This window comes from Pseudomonas sp. Pseusp15, from assembly GCF_059492165.1.
Map to the genome: position 1 here is coordinate 1,005,941 of NZ_CP168523.1, position 17,229 is coordinate 1,023,169.

The window sequence follows — 17,229 nt, forward strand, 5'->3', positions numbered from 1 at the left end:
CTCAAGATCGTTCCCACGCTCGGCGTGGGAATGCATCTCTGGACGCTCCGCGTCCGCTGTTCACAATGCGACGCAGAGCGTCGCGGGCTGTATTCCCACGCCGAGCGTGGGAACGATCAAACCACTACTTCCGACTCAGTTTCGACGGCCTTCACCGCCTTCAACTGACGCATCTGCTCACAGCCCCACAACACCCGCTCCGGCGTCGCCGGCGCGTCGATTTTCGGTTGATGCCGGTAGTCGCCCAAACTCGCCACGGCGTCCTTGATCGCGCACCAGACGGCGATGCCAAGCATGAACGGCGGCTCACCCACAGCCTTGGAATGGAACACCGTGTCTTCCGGGTTCTTGCGGTTTTCCACCAGTTTCACCCGCAGGTCCAACGGCATGTCCGCCACGGCCGGGATCTTGTAGCTGGCCGGGCCGTTGGTCATCAGTTTGCCTTTGTCGTTCCACACCAGTTCTTCCATGGTCAGCCAGCCCATGCCCTGGATGAAGCCGCCCTCGACCTGACCGATGTCGATGGCCGGGTTCAGCGAGGCGCCGACGTCGTGGAGGATGTCGGTACGCAGCATCTTGTACTCGCCAGTCAGGGTGTCGACGATCACCTCGGCGCAGGCCGCGCCGAAGGCGTAGTAGTAGAATGGCCGACCGCGAGCCTGACTGCGGTCGTAGTAGATTTTCGGAGTCTTGTAGAAGCCAGTGCTCGACAACGACACCTGGGCGAAATACGCCTGCTGGATCAGCGCTTCGAACGTCAGGATGTGATCGCGAACCCGCACATGACCGTTGTGGAATTCCACGTCTTCTTCGCTGACCTTGTATTGTCGCGCGGCAAATTCCACCAGGCGTTTCTTGATGATTTCCGCGGCATTCTGTGCGGCTTTACCGTTGAGGTCGGCGCCGCTGGAGGCGGCGGTCGGCGAGGTGTTCGGCACTTTGTCGGTGTTGGTCGCGGTGATCTGCACCCGGTCCATTTCCACCTGGAATACTTCAGCCACCACTTGTGCAACCTTGGTGTTGAGGCCCTGGCCCATCTCGGTGCCGCCGTGGTTCAGGTGGATGCTGCCGTCGGTGTAGACATGCACCAGCGCACCGGCCTGGTTGAGGAAACTGGCGGTGAAGGAAATACCGAATTTCACCGGGGTCAGCGCCAGGCCTTTTTTCAGGATCGGGCTGTTGGCGTTGTAGCGACGAATCGCTTCGCGACGCTCGGCGTACTGGCTGCTGGCTTCCAGTTCGGCGGTCATTTCCTCGAGCATGTTGTGCTCGACGGTCTGGTAGTAATGGGTGACGTTGCGCTCGGTCTTGCCGTAGTAGTTGGCCTTGCGCACCGCCAGCGGATCGAGGGCCAGATGACGGGCTATGGCGTCCATCACTTCTTCGATCGCAACCATGCCTTGCGGGCCACCGAAGCCACGGTAAGCGGTGTTCGATGCGGTGTTGGTCTTGCAGCGGTGACCATTGATGGTCGCATCGCCCAGGTAGTACGAGTTGTCGGCATGGAACATCGCGCGGTCGACAATCGACGCCGACAAATCCGGCGAGCAACCGCAGTTACCGGCCAGCTCCAGAGCGATGCCGTGCAGACGGCCGGTGCTGTCGAAGCCCACGTCGTACTCGACGTAGAACGGGTGACGCTTGCCGGTCATCAGCATGTCTTCGACACGCGGCAGGCGCATTTTGGTGGGTTGACCGGTCAGGTGCGCGATCACCGCGCACAGGCACGCCGGGCTTGCCGCCTGGGTTTCCTTGCCGCCGAAACCACCGCCCATGCGGCGCATGTCGACGACGATTTTGTTCATTGACACGTCCAGCACCTCGGCCACCAGTTTCTGCACTTCGGTGGGGTTCTGGGTCGAGCAGTAAACGATCATCCCGCCGTCTTCAGTCGGCATCACCGAGGATATCTGGGTTTCCAGATAAAAGTGTTCCTGGCCGCCGATGTGCAGCGTGCCCTGGATACGATGCTCGGCAGTGGCCAAGGCATTGGCCGAATCGCCGCGCTGGTGGGTATGGCTGTCGAGCACGAAATGGCGTTTGCGCAGGGCTTCGACCACGTCCAGAACCGGTTCGAGGTCTTCGTATTCGATGATCGCCGCCATCGCGGCTTTGCGCGCGGTTTCCAGGTCTTTCGCGGCGACTGCGAGCACCGGTTGGCCGACGAACTGCACATCATCGATGGCCAGCAGCGGATCGCCCGGCAACAGCGGGCCGATGTCTTTCAGGCCCGGCACGTCTTCGTGGGTGATGGCGATGCGCACGCCTTCGAAGGCGTAGCAGGGCTGGGTGTCGATGCTGATGATTTTCGCGTGGGCGCGATCCGACAGCCGTGCGTAAACGTGCAGCTGATTGGGGAATTCCAGCCGATCGTCGATGTACTGCGCTTCACCGGACACATGCTTGGCGGCGCTGTCGTGCTTGACGCTGCGGCCGACGCCGGTGGTCAGGTCCTTGGCGAACAATTCAGCCAGTTCGGCTTGGGTCTTCTCTACGGCGTGATGATTAGACATAAGCGGTCACCCGAGTCTCGATGTGCGGTGTTTGCAGTTCGATGAAGTATTTGCGCAGGAGGTTCTGCGCGCTGAGCAGGCGATATTCCTTGCTGGCGCGGAAGTCCGAGAGCGGTGTGAAATCTTCGGCCAGTGCGGCGCAGGCGCGTTCAATGGTGGCGTTGTTGAATGGTGCGCCAACCAGCGCGGCTTCGCAGTTCTTCGCGCGTTTCGGGATCGCCGCCATGCCGCCGAAAGCAACGCGGGCGTCGGCGACTACGCCATTGTCGATGCGCAGGTTGAAGGCTGCGCAGACTGCGGAAATGTCGTCGTCCAGACGCTTTGACACCTTGTAGGCGCGGAACAGTTGTTCAGCGCTGGCGCGGGGCACGATGATCTTCTCGATGAACTCGCTTTCCTGGCGCGCGGTGACCCGGTAATCGATGAAGTAATCTTCCAGGGCCAGGGTGCGGCGAGCCTCGCCTTTGCACAGCACGATCTTCGCGCCAAGGGCGATCAGCAGCGGTGGCGAGTCACCGATCGGCGAGGCGTTGCCGATATTGCCGCCGAGGGTGCCCTGGTTGCGAATCTGCAACGAAGCGAAGCGCTGCAGCAATTCGCCGAAGTCCGGGTACTCGGCCTTCAAAGCGTCGTAACAGTCGGAGAGGGCGGTGGCGGCGCCGATTTCCAGGCGATCGTCGAAGCGCTCGATGCGTTTCATTTCAGCGACGTTGCCGACGTAGATCATCACCGGCAAGGTGCGGTGGAATTGCGTGACTTCCAGCGCCAGGTCGGTACCGCCGGCCAGCAGGCGGGCCTGTGGATAAGCGTCGTAGAGGTCGGCCAGATCGGCCACGGTCAAGGGCACCAGACAACGTTTGTCGCCACTGTTGAGTTCACCGATGTCGGTGGGGGCGATGGCTTTCAGGCGAGCGATGGTTTGCGCTTCGCGAGCATCGAACTGGTCCGGTTGCTTGTCGCAGCAGGATTGCTCGGCGGCGGCCAGGATCGGCCGATAACCGGTACAGCGGCAGAGGTTGCCGGCCAGCGCTTCATGGGCCTTGTGGGAGTCCGGTTGATCGCTGTTCTTTTGCAGGGCGAACAACGACATGACAAAGCCCGGGGTGCAGAAGCCGCACTGCGAGCCGTGGCACTCGACCATGGCTTTTTGCACGCTGTGCAGTTGGCCTTGGTGCTTGAGGTCTTCGATGCTGATCAGTTGCTTGCCGTGCAGCGACGAAACAAAGGTCAGGCACGAGTTGAGGCTGCGATAGCGAATGTGTTCGCGGCCATCGTCATCCGTCTGCAGCTCGCCGACCACCACAGTGCACGCGCCACAGTCACCGCTGGCGCAGCCTTCTTTGGTGCCGGATTTGCCCACATGTTCGCGCAAGTAATTGAGCACAGTCAGGTTCGGGTCCAGGGCGTGCTCGCTACGGAGTTCCTGGTTGAGTAAAAACTGGATCACGGATGGCCTCGCAAACTCATTATTGTTGTTAACCGACATGAGCCGAATTTATCAGGTCTGACTTTCCGGTCAATGATTTTCTGACTTAAAGGTCAGGAAATGGCATTTTGTCGATCAACGACTCGTTCCTTCATTATTGACCCTCACGGGATAGCCTGCTTTTTGCTTGAATCGTGCCAAAAACCGCTGGGTGGGCACTCCGCCATGACCCCTCAATTGCGCTACACTGCGCCGCTTGTGCAGATCGAAGAGTTTGAAGGACAACCATGACGTTCAAGGCGCCGGACAGCCTCGCCGAGCAAATCGCTCACCACCTCGCCGAACGTATCATTCGCGGCGAAATGAAGCCGGGGGAGCGCATCCAGGAACAGAAGGTCACGCTGGCCCTCAATGTCAGCCGCGGTTCAGTCCGTGAGGCCTTGCTGATCCTCGAGCGCCGCCACTTGATCGCGATTTTGCCGCGACGTGGCGCCCACGTGACCGAACTGACGGCGCATAAGGTGCAGAGCCTGTGCACGCTGATGAGCGAGTTGTACATCTTGCTCGGCAACGCCGTGGCTAGCGGCTGGCAAGTCCAGGCCGACATGGCGCCGTTCCTGCAGATCCAGCAGCGCCTGACCGACAGCTACGAACGCCAAGACATCCGCACGTTCGTCGACGACAGCTTCAGCGTGATGCGTGCCGCGTATCCGTTCGCCAACAACCCGTACTTGCAGGAAACCGTCGAGAATCTGCAGCCGGCCATGAGCCGTGCGTATTTCCTTGCCTTGGAGCAGCGCAAGGCCTCGATGAGCGAGTTCCTTGAACTGTTCGAACGCCTGCTGGCCGCCGTGCTGGCCCGTGACTTTGCGCAGATTCGCGTGGTGCTGACGGCGTATGCCCAGCGCAGTTGCGATCTGGTGGTTTCTGCCTTGACGGTCGCTTAAGCGTGCGGCTCAAGTGCATCAAACTGGCGGGGTTCAAATCCTTCGTCGACCCGACCACGGTGAACTTCCCCAGTAACATGGCGGCGGTGGTCGGGCCCAATGGTTGCGGCAAGTCGAACATCATCGACGCCGTGCGTTGGGTGATGGGCGAGAGCTCGGCCAAGAACTTGCGCGGCGAGTCGATGACCGACGTCATCTTCAACGGCTCCACCAGCCGTAAACCGGTGAGCCAGGCGAGCATCGAGCTGGTGTTCGATAACTCCGATGGCACCTTGATCGGCGAATACGCCGCCTACGCGGAAATTTCCATCCGCCGCAAAGTGACCCGCGACAGCCAGAACAGTTATTTCCTCAACGGCGCCAAATGCCGTCGTCGTGACATCACTGACATTTTCCTCGGCACCGGTCTCGGCCCGCGCAGCTATTCGATCATCGAGCAGGGGATGATCTCCAAGCTGATCGAAGCCAAGCCGGAAGACCTGCGCAACTTTATCGAAGAAGCGGCGGGCATCTCCAAGTACAAGGAGCGTCGACGCGAAACCGAAAACCGCATCCGCCGCACCCACGAAAACCTGGCCCGCCTGACCGACCTGCGCGAAGAGCTCGAGCGTCAGCTTGAACGCTTGCACCGCCAGGCCGAGGCCGCCAAGAAGTATCAGGAATACAAGGGCGAAGAGCGTCAGCTCAAGGCCCAGTTGTCGGCCCTGCGCTGGCAGGCGCTGAACGAGCAGGTTGGCCAGCGCGAAGCAATCATCGGCACCCAGGAAATCACCTTCGAAGCCCTGGTGGCCGAGCAGCGCAATGCCGACGCGGCCATTGAACGCCTGCGTGACGGGCATCACGACCTGTCTGAGCGCTTCAATCTGGTGCAGGGGCGCTTCTATTCGGTCGGCGGTGACATCGCTCGGGTCGAGCAGAGCATCCAGCACGGTCAGCAGCGCTTGCGTCAATTGCAGGACGATCTAAAAGAAGCCGAGCGCGCGCGGCTGGAAACCGAATCGCACTTGGGCCATGACCGCACCTTACTGCTGACTTTGGGCGAAGAGCTGGACATGCTCACGCCGGAACAGGAAGTTACCAGCGCCGCCGCCGAAGAGGCCGCCGCCGCACTGGAAGAATCCGAAACCACCATGCATGGCTGGCAGGAGCAGTGGGACACCTTCAACCTCACCGCCGCCGAGCCGCGTCGCCAGGCTGAAGTTCAGCAGTCGCGGATCCAGCAGCTGGAAACCAGCATGGAGCGATTGGCCGATCGTCAGAAACGTCTGGCCGAAGAGCGCGCGTTGCTTTCGGCAGACCCGGAAGACGCGGCGATCATGGAACTCAGCGAGCAGTTGGCCGCGTCCGAGGCGACGCTGGAAGACTTGCAGGCCAGTGAAGAGGCGCAAGTCGAACGTCTCGAACAACTGCGTCAGGAGTTGCAGCAAGCCCTTTCGGCGCAGCAGCAGGCCCAGGGTGATTTGCAGCGGCTCAACGGTCGGCTGGCCTCGCTGGAAGCCTTGCAGCAAGCCGCGCTCGATCCGGGCACCGGCACCGCCGAATGGCTGCGCGAACAGCACCTGGCGGATCGTCCGCGTCTGGCCGAAGGCCTGAAGGTTGAGGCCGGGTGGGAGCTGGCGGTGGAAACCGTACTCGGTGCCGACCTGCAAGCAGTGCTGGTGGACGACTTCGGTGATTTCGATCTGGCCGGGTTTGCCCAAGGCGATTTGCGCCTGCTCAGTCCGGCCAGTGATGGCGTGCGCATGCCCGGCAGTTTGCTCGACAAGGTTGAGGCGCAGATCGATCTGTCGCCGTGGCTGGGGCAGGTCAAGCCGGTCGACAGCCTTGAGCAGGCCTTGGCCCTGCGCGGGCAATTGGCTGCCGGCCAAAGCCTGATTAGCCGCGACGGCTACTGGGTTGGCAGGCACTTTTTACGCGTACGTCGGGCTAGCGAGGCAGAAAGCGGCGTGCTCGCCCGTGGCCAGGAAATCCAACGGCTGGGCCTGGAGCGTGAAGAACGCGAAGCCACGGTTGAAACTCTGGAAACCCAACTTCAGAATCTCAGGGCGCAACAGCGTCAGCAGGAAAACGGCCGCGAACATTTGCGCCGTCTGCTGCAAGACGAAGCGCGTCAGCAGGGCGAATTGAAAGCCCAGTTGTCGGCTGGTAAAGCCAAGGTCGAACAGTTGACCCTGCGCCGCAGCCGTCTCGATGAAGAACTCACCGAGCTCAGCGAACAGCGCGCTCTGGAACACGAAAACATCGGCGAAGCGCGCCTGCAATTGCAGGAAGCCCTCGACAGCATGGCGCTGGATACCGAGCAGCGCGAGTTGCTGCTGGCCCAGCGCGACAGCCTGCGCGAACGCCTCGATCGGGTGCGCCAGGAAGCCCGGCAGCACAAGGACCATGCGCATCAATTGGCGGTGCGCCTGGGGTCGTTGAAGGCGCAACACGATTCCACCCGTCAGGCCCTTGAGCGGCTGGAAATGCAGGCAGAGCGCCTGACCGAGAAGCGCGAACAGCTGAGCCTCAATCTGGAAGAGGGCGAGGCACCGCTGGAAGAGCTGCGGCTGAAGCTCGAAGAGTTGCTCGACAAACGCATGACCGTCGACGAAGAGCTCAAGACCGCGCAAATCGCCATGGAAGACGCCGACCGTGAACTGCGCGATGCTGAAAAGCGCCGGACTCAGGCCGAGCAGCAATCCCAGTTGATTCGCAGCCAGCTCGAACAGCAACGCATGGAATGGCAAGCGTTGACGGTGCGGCGCAAGACCTTGCAGGATCAATTGCTCGAAGATGGCTACGACCTCAATGGCGTGCTCGCCACACTGGTAGCCGGGGCCAGCGAGAAAGACGCCGAAGAAGAACTCGAGCGTATTGCCGCGCGGATTCAGCGCCTCGGCGCGATCAACCTCGCGGCCATCGACGAATACCAGCAACAATCCGAGCGTAAACGTTATCTGGATGCCCAGAACGACGATCTGGTGGAAGCACTGGACACTCTCGAGAACGTGATTCGCAAGATCGACAAGGAAACCCGAAACCGCTTCAAAGATACCTTTGATCAGATCAATGGCGGTTTACAGGCCCTTTTCCCAAAAGTTTTCGGTGGAGGCAGCGCCTATTTGGAACTGACGGGCGAAGATCTACTCGATACAGGGGTAACGATCATGGCGCGGCCGCCAGGAAAGAAGAACAGCACCATCCATTTGCTCTCCGGTGGCGAAAAAGCCCTGACCGCATTGGCCCTGGTATTTGCCATCTTCAAGTTGAATCCGGCGCCGTTCTGCATGCTCGATGAAGTTGACGCGCCATTGGATGACGCTAACGTTGGACGCTACGCACGGCTGGTCAAAGAGATGTCGCAGACGGTGCAGTTCATCTATATCACCCACAACAAGATCGCCATGGAAATGGCCGATCAATTGATGGGGGTGACGATGCATGAGCCGGGTTGCTCGCGTCTGGTGGCAGTGGATGTGGAGGAGGCGATGGCCATGGTGGACGCCTGAGTCATTGCATGTAGGACAGGTAATTTTAAGCTGTAGGGCTTTTTTACCTGGCTTGACTTGCTGGCCAATCGACATATTCGCGCAAGCCATTGTGACAGACGGTGTAAAGTTATCTTTGGTCGTGCTAGTTTAATGTCAATTTTTCGTATACGTGGGCAAAACGCCTGTCAGAACATAGAGTTGGCGCCACGTTTTAAAGCGGTTTACACAATGTAAACCCCTTATTTTTCAGCATTTTTTATAGAGGCACGGGATTACATGGAAATCGGTCTGCGCGAGTGGCTGATCGTCATCGGCATTATTGTCATTGCCGGTATTCTTTTCGATGGCTGGCGTCGCATGCGCGGCGGCAAGGGAAAACTGAAATTCCGTCTTGACCGAAGTCTGTCCAACCTGCCGGACGAGGACACCAGCGCCGAGCTGTTGGGCCCGCCCCGCGTGCTGGACACCCAGAAAGAACCGCAACTGGACGAGCACGACTTGCCGTCGGTGAGCATGCCTGCCCGTGAACCGCGCGAATCGGGTTCCAAGCGCGGCAAGCGTGGCCATGGCGAGCCGTCGCAAGGCGATATGAACCTCAGCCTGGACCTGGACGGTGGCCCGAGCTTCAGCAGCCGTGACAACGATTTCCCGGATGACCGCAAGTCCGCCAGCTCACCTGAAAAAGATCAGCCACAAGCCGAAGAGGTGCTGGTGATCAGTGTGATCTGCCGCGACCCGGCCGGCTTCAAGGGCCCGGCGCTGTTGCAGAACATTCTGGAAAGCGGTCTGCGTTTCGGCGAGATGGACATTTTCCACCGCCACGAAAGCATGGCCGGTAACGGCGAAGTGCTGTTCTCGATGGCCAACGCGGTCAAGCCGGGCGTTTTCGATCTGGATGATATCGACCACTTCAGCACCCCGGCGGTGAGCTTCTTCCTCGGTCTGCCAGGCCCGCGTCATCCGAAGCAAGCCTTCGACGTGATGGTGGCGGCGGCACGCAAGCTGTCCCAGGAGCTGAACGGCGAACTGAAGGACGACCAGCGCAGCGTGCTGACCGCCCAGACGATTGAGCACTACCGTCAGCGCATCGTCGAGTTCGAACGCCGCGCATTGACCCAGAAGCGCTAAACGAATGACTGGGGCAGGCTTCTGTGGCGAGGGAGCTTGCTCCCGCTGGGCCGCGAAGCAGCCCCATCCAGATACACCGCATTCACTGGTTTTACGACGGCTTCGCCGCCGAGCGGGAGCAAGCTCCCTCGCCACAGTGTCCACAGCTTTGCGCTACCGTATTTAAAAGATTGAGCAGCCTCGGCTGCTCTTTTGCTTTATGAGAGAACACCCATGACTGCCGCCGAAACCCGCATTCTAGAGCTGCGCGCCGAGCTCGATCAGCACAACTATCGCTACCATGTGCTGGATGAGCCGAGCATTCCGGACGCCGAATACGATCGCTTGTTCCATGAACTCAAGGCGCTCGAAGCGGCCCATCCCGAACTGATCACCAGCGACTCGCCGACCCAGCGCGTCGGCAGTGCGGCGCTGTCGGCGTTCACTCAGGTGCGTCATGAAGTGCCGATGCTCAGCCTTGGCAACGCCTTCGAAGAAACCGACATGCGCGAATTCGATCGCCGGGTGACGGAAGGTCTGGACTTGCCGGTCGGCGACCTGTTCGGTGGCGGCGCAGCGGTGGAGTACAGCTGCGAACCCAAGCTCGATGGCCTGGCGGTCAGCCTGCTGTATCAGGACGGCATGCTGGTGCGCGGCGCCACTCGCGGCGATGGCACCACGGGCGAAGACATCAGCGTCAACGTGCGCACCGTGCGCAATATCCCGCTCAAGCTGCATGGCAGCGGCTGGCCGGCGACCCTGGAAGTGCGCGGCGAAGTGTTCATGTCCAAGGCCGGTTTCGAGCGGCTCAACGCCACGCAACTGGAAATGGGCGGCAAGACCTTCGCCAACCCGCGGAACGCGGCGGCAGGTAGCTTGCGGCAGCTGGATTCAAAGATCACCGCCAACCGTCCGCTGGAATTCTGCTGCTACGGCATCGGCCAGGTTTCCGCCGATATCGCCGACACGCACATTGGCAATCTGCAGCAACTCAAAGCCTGGGGTATGCCGATCAGTCATGAATTGAAATCGGCTCGTGGCATCGATGAGTGCCTGGATTACTACCGCGACATCGGCGAACGCCGCAATGCGCTGCCCTATGAAATCGACGGCGTGGTGTTCAAGGTCAACAGCATTGCCTCCCAGCGCGAGTTGGGTTTCCGTGCCCGCGAACCGCGTTGGGCCATCGCGCATAAATTCCCGGCGATGGAAGAGCTCACCGAGTTGCTCGATGTGGAGTTTCAGGTCGGTCGCACCGGTGCCGTGACGCCGGTGGCACGCTTGAAACCGGTCAAGGTCGCCGGTGTTACCGTGGCCAATGCGACGTTGCACAACATGGATGAGGTCGCGCGGTTGGGGCTGATGATCGGCGACACCGTGATCATCCGTCGCGCCGGTGACGTGATTCCGCAAGTGGTGCAAGTGGTCATCGAGCGTCGTCCTGAGGATGCACGACCGGTACAGATTCCCGAGCAGTGCCCGGTCTGCGGTTCGCATGTCGAGCGTACGCAACTGATCAAGCGCAGCAAGGGTCGCGAGACTGTCAGCGAAGGCGCGGTGTATCGCTGCGTCGGCCGTCTGGCCTGCGGTGCGCAACTCAAGCAGGCGATCATTCACTTCGTTTCGCGTCGCGCCATGGACATCGAAGGGCTGGGCGAGAAGAGTGTCGAGCAACTGGTGGACGAAGGTCTGGTGAATTCGCCAGCTGATTTGTACGCATTGACCTTCGAACAAATCGTCGACCTCGAAGGCTTTGCCGAGCTGTCGAGCAAGAACCTGCTCGGCGCCATCGAAGACAGCAAGCGCCCGAGCCTGGCGCGGTTCATCTACGCCTTGGGCATTCCTGATGTCGGCGAAGAGACGGCCAAGGTGCTCGCGCGTTCTCTCGGCTCGCTGGAGCGTGTTCAGCAGGCGTTGCCGCAAGTGCTCACGTACCTGCCGGATGTCGGGCTGGAAGTGGCTCACGAGATTCACAGCTTCTTTGAAGACCCGCATAACCAGCAGGTGATTGCCAATCTGTTGAAGCACGGCCTGCAGATTCAGGATCAGGGGGCGTTGGGTGCCGAATTCGCTGCAAGCACCACGCTTGGCGGTTTTCTCGACAAGCTGAACATTCCTTCGGTCGGGCCGGGCGGGGCGCAGAAGCTTGCCGACAAATTCGGCTCGCTTGAAACGGTGATGAATGCTGACTGGCTGGACATGCGCCAGGTGTTGCCGGAGAAGCAGGCGACCTCGGTGCGTGAGTTTTTTGCGGTCGCAGAAAACCGTCAGCTCGCCGAGTCCGCTGAAAAGCAGCTGCGCGATTTCGGCATGCATTGGCAGAGCGAGAAAAAAGTCGTCGAAGGATTGCCGCTGGCTGGGCAGACCTGGGTGCTGACCGGTTCGCTGGAACTGATGAGTCGCGACGTTGCCAAGGACAAACTTGAAAGCCTCGGGGCCAAGGTGGCCGGTTCGGTGTCGGCCAAGACCCATTGCGTGGTCGCCGGGCCGGGCGCAGGTTCGAAGCTGGCCAAGGCCAATGAGCTGGGGTTGAAAGTGCTGGATGAAGAGGCGTTTGTCGCTCGTCTGAAGGAATACAACATCCCGATCTAACCCGGGCCTGTGGCGAGGGAGCTTGCTCCCGTTGGGTCGCGTAGCGGCCCTGGAACCGGTACTCGCGATTTTTTAGGCGTACCATGCTGGCAGGATTTGCGACAGCTTCGCCGCCGAACCGGGCGATGCGGCGTTCCGACAAGCTCCCTCGCCACAAAAGCTGATCTTCATCAGGAGGCTGTTTGGTGCGGGAACGATCATGTCTGAGCAATGATCTAGTCTTGGCAGTCCCCAAAGAGAGATCGCCATGTACCGCTTCTTCGAACAGCTCAGTTCACGCATCGCCGCGCCCTTCATGGGTGAGCGTTCGCGCAACAGCAAGGTCTGGCATTGTCGCTGCGGGCAGTCGCTGTTCTTTCGCAACAGCCAGTGCCTGGCCTGTTCGGCGGCACTGGGCTATCAGCCGCAGCAAAGTCGCTTGTCATCGCTGCAACCCGGCCCGCAAGCGGATACCTGGTTGCTCGATGCCGACCCTGACGCCGGTATTTTCCGCCGTTGCGCCAATCTCGATTCCCCGGCTGCGTGCAACTGGTTATTGCCGGCCAATCATCACGATGGGTTGTGCATCGCCTGTAGCCTGAATCGCACCATCCCCGACCTGTCGATTCCCGAGAATCACGAACGCTGGCGCAAAGTGGAAACCGCCAAGCGTCGTCTGGTGGCGCAGTTGCTCAGCCTGGGCTTGCAGGTCATTCCCAAAACGGTGGACGAAGGGGCTGGTCTGGCCTTCGATTTCATCGGTATCGACCTCGAAGGCAAGCCGCCGACCACCGGGCACGCCAACGGCCTGATCACCCTCGATATCAAAGAAGCCGACGACGCTCACCGCGAGCAGGTTCGCGTGCAGATGCACGAACCCTATCGCACGCTACTCGGTCACTTTCGGCACGAGACAGGGCATTACTACTGGGACCGACTGATCGCCAACAGTGCCTGGCTGGAACCGTTCCGCGGCCTGTTCGGCGACGAGCGTGCCAGCTACGCCGAGGCTCTTGAGCAGCATTATCAACAAGGTGCGCCGCTCGACTGGCAGCAACATTACGTCAGCGCCTACGCCACCATGCACCCTTGGGAAGACTGGGCGGAAACCTGGGCTCACTACCTGCACATGATGGATGCGGTGGACACCGCTCTGTGTTTTGGCATGAGTGCCCAGGAAATGGAGTTCGACTATCAGCCGTTTCCACCTAGCACGCTGTTTGATCCGCAGCATCCCGGCGGGCCGGCGTTCCTGTCGTTCGTCAACGCGTGGATCGAACTGGCCGGCATGCTCAACGAGTTGTCACGCAGTATGGGCCAGCCGGACTTCTATCCGTTCGTCTTGCCGCCGGCGGTGATCGCCAGGCTGCACTTCATTCACCTGGTGATCCAGCAAGAGGGCGGCCGGGCGGATGAAGTGTTGGTGCAATAGGATCAAAGGATCGCGGCCTGGTCGCGATCTTTTGAAGGCCGGCGCATGTCCTTGAAGCAGCTCATGTTTTTTAATCCGCCCGAACGGTTGTAACTTCGTCTCAGATAGGTACAATGGCGCGGCTCGCCGTCAGGTGAGCGTCGTTATGGTGACCCCATCGGTCCCCCCGCAACGATTACCCGTGAACCTGGTCAGATCCGGAAGGAAGCAGCCACAGCGGGAACATTGTGTGCCGGGGTGTGGCTGGTGGGGTTGCCTCCATAACGCAACACGAACCCTCTCTCGTGTTTTCTATCTAAAAATACTGTTTTTCTTTACCTGCCATGGAGTTCATCCAGGGCGGCTTTTCGTCGTTTCCGAATGAAACAGCGGGATATATAAAAGGAGGCCGATCTGTCGCGTTCGACAGGTCGGCCTCCTTTTTTATTTGTTAGCATCAAGGCTTGGACAAGGCCTGGTCAACCGCTGCGATCAGCTTTCCCAGATCCTTCGGGGTGGCTTTGTGTATGACGTTGAACAGGTACGCTCGCTGTTCATCCTCGTCGCCTAGATCTGCGAAAAAGGCTTTCAGCTTCACACCCAGCACGTCGGCAAGCAGGAACAATGCTTCCACGCTGGGGGTATAGGTGCCAGTTTCGAAGCGGCTGATGGTTTTGGGGTCAAAACCGGTTTTTTCGCCGAGTTCAGCCTGAGTAAGCCCTGCGACCTTGCGGTAGCGTCGGATGGCTGGACCCAAACTTGAAATTTGCATCGCTCAATTCCCATTTAGAATCAAGAACTTAACGATAGATTTTTGCATTAGGCAACTGCATGATCCATCACCTTGCTTTGCAAAATGTGATGCATTTCGTAGAATCGCCGCTTCGGAGGGGGTTTTGGTGATCTGCTGTCTGAAGTTTAGGCGATATGAAACAGCCAGCATTGTCTTCCCTTGCCGGGTGTGCAGAGAAGTCGTTGGCGGTCTGAAACCCTCGCGAAATGTTACCAGAGTCGGTGTTGCTACCTTGCCCGAGACTAGTTGATCTTCGGCGGTCCAGGGGCCATCAAATGCTGTTCATGGAGTGATAACGTGTCTCTGCGCTGTACGTCTCAAAACATCTCTTCCGGGCATCCTGCACTGGTCGAGCGGTACCTCCGCTAGCGACAGTGAGCCTCACTCATGGATGAGAAATACCGCAGGGCCGTGGATGCCGCCGCAATTTTTTCCGAGACTGATCTGAACGGCCGGATTACTTACGTCAACGATCAATTCTGCGTCGTGTCCGGCTACAGCCGCGAGGAATTGCTGGGGCAAAACCATCGCCTGCTGAACTCCGGCCTGCATTCCGCCGATTTCTTCGCTGCCATGTGGCGCACCATTGCTCTGGGCAATGTCTGGAAGGGCGAAATCTGTAATCGCGCCAAGGATGGCAGGTTGTATTGGGTCGACAGCACAATGGTGCCGGTGCTCGACGACACCACCGGGCTCGTTGACCGATACCTGTCGATTCGTTTCGACATCAGCGAAAAACGCCAATTGCTGCAATCCCTGCAATGGCGGGTCGGGCATGACGTGCTGACCGGGCTGCCCAATCGCGCGTTCCTGTCGGATTTGCTGGATCAGGCGCTGGAGTTTTCCCGGCAGGAAAACATTCCGCTGGCAGTGTGCATGCTTGACCTCGACGGGTTCAAAGCGGTCAACGACGGCTACGGTCACGCCAGTGGCGATATGTTGCTGGTGGAAGTGGCCAAGCGTCTGCGTGACATTGTGCGCGGCGAAGATGTGGTGGCGCGATTGGCCGGTGACGAGTTCGTGCTGGTGTTGCGTTACGTGCGTGATCTGCCGGAATTGCGCGCGGCGTTGAGTCGCGTGCTGGGGGCGATCTCGGCGCCTTACACATTGCACGGCAAGGACATCAATGTGTTTGCCAGTATCGGCGTCACCCTGTTTCCCCACGACAACGAAGATGCCGAAACCCTGCTGCGCCACGCCGACCAGGCGATGTATGTGGCCAAACAGCGCGGGCGAAACCGCTTTCATCTGTTCGATGTGTCCCTGGATCAAGAGGTCAAGGCCACGCACCAGACCGTCGAGCGGGTGCGTCAGGCGCTGGTCGCCGGTGAATTTCGCCTGCACTTTCAGCCCAAGGTGAACATGCGTCGTGGCGAGGTTGTCGGTTTCGAGGCCTTGTTGCGTTGGCAGCACCCGCAAAACGGCATGGTGCCGCCCCGGGAGTTTTTGCCGCTGGTAGAGGATACCGACCTGATCATCGATATCGGCGAATGGGTGATGGACCAGGTGCTGGCGCAGTTGCACCGCTGGCAGCAAGTGGGGCAGGGCTGGCCGATCAGTATCAACATCGCGGCGCGACATTTTCAGCGCGCGGATTTCGTCGACCGGCTCAGACAGGTACTCGCTCGGCATGCTCAGGTTGCCCCGCGGATGCTCGACCTGGAAATCGTCGAGTCGGTGGCGATCGAGAATATCCAGCATGTCAGCGCCTGTTTGCAGGCCTGTCAGGCGTTGGGGGTGCAGTTTTCCCTGGGTGATTTCGGCACCGGTTATTCGTCCCTGAGTTATCTCAAGCGTTTACGCACCCAGACTATCAAGATCGACAAGTCATTTGTGCGTGACATTCTGAATGATCGGGATGACCTGGCCCTGACCACGGCGGTGATTGGCCTGGCCCGCGCATTCGGTCGGCAGGTGATTGCCGAGGGGCTGGAAAGCCTTGAGCACGGTGAGTTGTTGTTGCGGCTGGGGTGCGAAGTCGCTCAAGGCTATTTCATCGCCCGTCCGATGCCGCCCTCCGAGGTGCCGGCCTGGGTGGCGGGGTTTGTCGCCCCGTCGCAATGGCAGGCACTCGATCAAATAGCCTGACTCGCTCTATATGGCAGCCTTCGGCAGCTGCTACGGGGTCGGGTTGCCGGTATAGAGCCGGATGATGTCATTGATCTCCCCCGACGTTTTCATTTGCTGCAACGTACGCAAAATGCGTTGTACCGGCACTTTGGGGTCATTGCGCATGTAACAACTGATAGGCTGTTCCTGCACCAGCGCGACACTTTTCAGTTGCTGGTCGGGCAGCAGGCGCTGGTTGAACCAGTCCAGGGTCCATTGGTTGCTCACCGCGTAGCGATAGCGTCCAGCCAGCAGTTTTTCCAGCACCTGTTCCTGATTGCGTGCGTCCTCGCGGTGCAGCCGGTCGGCGTCGAACAGCGGTTGCAGGGTCGGGTAGCTATAGCCGAGCACGGTGCCGATCGACTGTCGTGGCAGGTCCGCTGGATTGACAGAGTCGGGTGGGCCTTGCCGGCCAATCAGCATGTCGCGCTGAACCAGCAGCGGAACGCTCCAGATATAGTCGCCGGACGGGGTCGACAACCAGTCTTGTGAGACGAAACAGCGCACATCGGCTTCGCCGTGCTCCATGGCGTTCTGTACTCGCGGCCGAGGCAACACGTGAAATTGCGCCGGCGCGCCGACCTGAGTCGCCAGGCTAAGCATGATGTCGTGCAGAATGCCCTGGGTCGGCCGGTCGCGCTCGATTTGCACCAAGGGCATGGCCCAGCTGTCCGGCACGACAAAGCGCAACGGCACTTCGGCGGCCGCGACGCTCAGGCTGACGAATAGCAGTGCCCCCAAGGCAAAGTGCATAAATGCTCCGGTACGGCTCAAGCCTGAGCTGATAAAAGCTCCTCAAAGTGCAGCTTAGCCAGAATAGACGAGCGCACCGGATGCAATTTTGGCCTTGCTCCGCTAGCATTAGCCGCTTCTGCTTCC

Annotated in this window: 10 protein-coding genes and 1 other RNA gene; 7 read left to right on the top strand and 4 right to left on the bottom strand. The window is 59.8% G+C overall.

Going from position 1 to position 17,229, the window contains the following annotated elements:
- Window positions 1-116: 116 nt before the first annotated feature.
- Window positions 117-2,513: a xanthine dehydrogenase molybdopterin binding subunit gene (gene xdhB / locus ACEN8R_RS04740; RefSeq protein ID WP_018925279.1), complete on the bottom strand. Its 2,397-nt coding sequence runs from the start codon at window positions 2,511-2,513 to the stop codon at window positions 117-119.
- Window positions 2,506-3,960, bottom strand: a complete 1,455-nt coding sequence (xdhA, locus tag ACEN8R_RS04745; RefSeq protein ID WP_018925280.1) for a xanthine dehydrogenase small subunit — start codon at window positions 3,958-3,960, stop codon at window positions 2,506-2,508. The genes xdhB and xdhA overlap by 8 nt, the downstream gene beginning before the upstream one ends.
- 266 nt (window positions 3,961-4,226) lie before the next feature.
- Here xdhA and ACEN8R_RS04750 point away from each other — a divergent pair, with 266 nt between their 5' ends.
- The 6 genes from ACEN8R_RS04750 (at window position 4,227) to ffs (ending at window position 13,721) form a co-directional block, all read left to right on the top strand.
- Entirely contained in the window at window positions 4,227-4,886 is a 660-nt protein-coding gene (locus tag ACEN8R_RS04750; RefSeq protein ID WP_018925281.1) for a GntR family transcriptional regulator, read from the top strand.
- A gap of 2 nt (window positions 4,887-4,888) precedes the next feature.
- Window positions 4,889-8,377, top strand: coding sequence for a chromosome segregation protein SMC (gene smc / locus ACEN8R_RS04755; RefSeq protein WP_018925282.1), 3,489 nt, complete (start codon window positions 4,889-4,891; stop codon window positions 8,375-8,377).
- A 258-nt stretch (window positions 8,378-8,635) separates the two neighbouring features.
- Window positions 8,636-9,487, top strand: coding sequence for a cell division protein ZipA (gene zipA / locus ACEN8R_RS04760; RefSeq protein WP_018925283.1), 852 nt, complete (start codon window positions 8,636-8,638; stop codon window positions 9,485-9,487).
- A 213-nt stretch (window positions 9,488-9,700) separates the two neighbouring features.
- Complete coding sequence (gene ligA, locus ACEN8R_RS04765; protein ID WP_018925284.1) at window positions 9,701-12,058, top strand: NAD-dependent DNA ligase LigA; 2,358 nt, start codon at window positions 9,701-9,703, stop codon at window positions 12,056-12,058.
- A 247-nt stretch (window positions 12,059-12,305) separates the two neighbouring features.
- Window positions 12,306-13,469 (top strand): zinc-binding metallopeptidase family protein, encoded by a 1,164-nt coding sequence (locus ACEN8R_RS04770; protein ID WP_018925285.1) that lies wholly within the window; start codon window positions 12,306-12,308, stop codon window positions 13,467-13,469.
- A gap of 155 nt (window positions 13,470-13,624) precedes the next feature.
- An RNA gene (ffs, locus tag ACEN8R_RS04775) (signal recognition particle sRNA small type) lies at window positions 13,625-13,721 on the top strand.
- Window positions 13,722-13,905: 184 nt separating this feature from the next.
- Here ffs and ACEN8R_RS04780 read toward each other — a convergent pair.
- Window positions 13,906-14,220 carry a helix-turn-helix domain-containing protein gene (locus ACEN8R_RS04780; RefSeq protein ID WP_018925286.1) on the bottom strand — a complete coding sequence of 105 codons (315 nt, stop codon included), beginning with the start codon at window positions 14,218-14,220 and terminating at the stop codon, window positions 13,906-13,908.
- A 408-nt stretch (window positions 14,221-14,628) separates the two neighbouring features.
- Between ACEN8R_RS04780 and ACEN8R_RS04785 the strand changes: the two genes are divergently transcribed.
- Window positions 14,629-16,329: a putative bifunctional diguanylate cyclase/phosphodiesterase gene (locus ACEN8R_RS04785; protein ID WP_018925287.1), complete on the top strand. Its 1,701-nt coding sequence runs from the start codon at window positions 14,629-14,631 to the stop codon at window positions 16,327-16,329.
- A 30-nt stretch (window positions 16,330-16,359) separates the two neighbouring features.
- On the opposite strand, the gene ACEN8R_RS04790 is transcribed toward ACEN8R_RS04785, so the two are convergent.
- The gene (locus ACEN8R_RS04790; protein ID WP_018925288.1) at window positions 16,360-17,103 is read right to left on the bottom strand and encodes a substrate-binding periplasmic protein; all 744 of its coding nucleotides are present in this window, start codon (window positions 17,101-17,103) and stop codon (window positions 16,360-16,362) included.
- Window positions 17,104-17,229: the final 126 nt, after the last annotated feature.

Coding starts and splice junctions, on each gene's coding strand:
- ACEN8R_RS04750 (WP_018925281.1), top strand. CDS start 4,227: ATGACGTTCAAGGCGCCGGACAGCCTCGCCGAGCAAATCGCTCACCAC.
- xdhB (WP_018925279.1), bottom strand. CDS start 2,513: ATGTCTAATCATCACGCCGTAGAGAAGACCCAAGCCGAACTGGCTGAA.
- ACEN8R_RS04780 (WP_018925286.1), bottom strand. CDS start 14,220: ATGCAAATTTCAAGTTTGGGTCCAGCCATCCGACGCTACCGCAAGGTC.
- zipA (WP_018925283.1), top strand. CDS start 8,636: ATGGAAATCGGTCTGCGCGAGTGGCTGATCGTCATCGGCATTATTGTC.
- ACEN8R_RS04790 (WP_018925288.1), bottom strand. CDS start 17,103: ATGCACTTTGCCTTGGGGGCACTGCTATTCGTCAGCCTGAGCGTCGCG.
- ligA (WP_018925284.1), top strand. CDS start 9,701: ATGACTGCCGCCGAAACCCGCATTCTAGAGCTGCGCGCCGAGCTCGAT.
- ACEN8R_RS04770 (WP_018925285.1), top strand. CDS start 12,306: ATGTACCGCTTCTTCGAACAGCTCAGTTCACGCATCGCCGCGCCCTTC.
- ACEN8R_RS04785 (WP_018925287.1), top strand. CDS start 14,629: ATGGATGAGAAATACCGCAGGGCCGTGGATGCCGCCGCAATTTTTTCC.